The sequence below is a fragment of the Micromonospora sp. CV4 genome, assembly GCF_003667455.1.
Lineage (GTDB): Bacteria > Actinomycetota > Actinomycetes > Mycobacteriales > Micromonosporaceae > Micromonospora.
Map to the genome: position 1 here is coordinate 1 of NZ_RCVI01000202.1, position 1,245 is coordinate 1,245.

The 1,245-nt window shown below is 70.9% G+C and carries 1 protein-coding gene; it reads left to right on the top strand.

The window, feature by feature from the left end; translation table 11 throughout:
• Positions 1-373 precede the first annotated feature (373 nt).
• Entirely contained in the window at positions 374-1,060 is a 687-nt protein-coding gene (locus EAD98_RS07245) for a DUF4191 domain-containing protein (protein WP_089019642.1), read from the top strand.
• The last annotated feature ends 185 nt before the right edge of the window (positions 1,061-1,245 follow it).

The window sequence follows — 1,245 nt, forward strand, 5'->3', positions numbered from 1 at the left end:
CATCGGCGGTCGTCGGTGCGGCGAACCTGCTGGCGGCGGCCCAGCCAGCGGCGACCGGCGGGGCGGGACACCGAGCGGGCCAGCCGTTCCGCCGCCACCTCGGCGCGTAGCTCAGCGGCGTGACTGCGGTGCAGGGTGAGCAGGAATTCTGCGTCGTTGCCGAACATCTCGGGCTCCTTCGTGGCGTCGTCATCTTCTGCTGATGACTCTTCGCGCGAAGGCCCCACCGAGGCATGGGCACACCGCCTCATCTTCCGCGGCGCCACGCTCCTTACCCGCCCGCCGCGCACGCGTACGGCGACGTAAGGTACTCAGCCGCCCGGCACCCGGACGCGGATCAACGGGCCGGGCGGGGCCCACTAGACTCTGCGGCATGGCAAAGCCCCAGGAGAAGGTCTCGTTCGGCCAGCGGCTGAAGCAGATCGGGATGGTGTTCCAGTTCACCGCCAAGCAGGACCGGTGGTTCGCGCCGCTGGTCGCCGCCGCGGTGCTCCTCCCGCTCGCCCTCACCGTGGTCGCGGTCATCCTCTGGAGCTGGATCTGGCTGCCGCTGGGCATCCTGTTCGCCCTGCTCGCGGTGCTGATCGTGCTCAACCTGCGGTCCAACAAGGCGATGATGAACGCCGCCGAGGGGCAACCCGGCGCAGCGGCGCAGATCATGGAGAACATGCGCGGCGACTGGCGGGTGACCCCGGCCGTCAGCTCCACCACCCAGATGGACATGGTCCACCTCGTGATCGGCCGGCCCGGCGTGATCCTGCTGGCCGAGGGCAACCCGCAGCGGGTGCGCGGCCTGCTCGGGCAGGAGAAGCGGCGGCTGGCCAAGGTCATCGGCTCCGCCCCGCTGCACGACTACGTGATCGGGCAGGAGGAGGGCGAGCTGCCGATCCGCAAGCTGCGGACCACGCTGCTGCGGCTGCCCCGGGCGCTCAGCGGCAAGGACGTCAACTCGCTGGACAAGCGACTCAAGGCGCTGACGGCCCGGCCGCAGATGCCCAAGGGCGCGATCCCGAAGAACATGCGGCCGCCGGGCGGTTCGTTCCGCCAGTCGCGGCGCTGACCCCCGCGACGTACGCCTCGAAGAGCCGGAGCCCTGCGGGCCCGGCTCTTCGGCGTTACGGCCGGCTCTGCGTTCCCCACGTCGGCCCCGGCCGGGCCGCGCCATGATCGACTCGGTTTCCCTGAAAGCGGGGTGTCCGTCACCCCGGGACACGACGACTTCCCGGAAACCGAGTTGGTCCTGCG

Excerpts from the sequence above, each read along its gene's own strand:
- EAD98_RS07245 (WP_089019642.1), top strand. The coding sequence starts at position 374 with ATGGCAAAGCCCCAGGAGAAGGTCTCGTTCGGCCAGCGGCTGAAGCAG.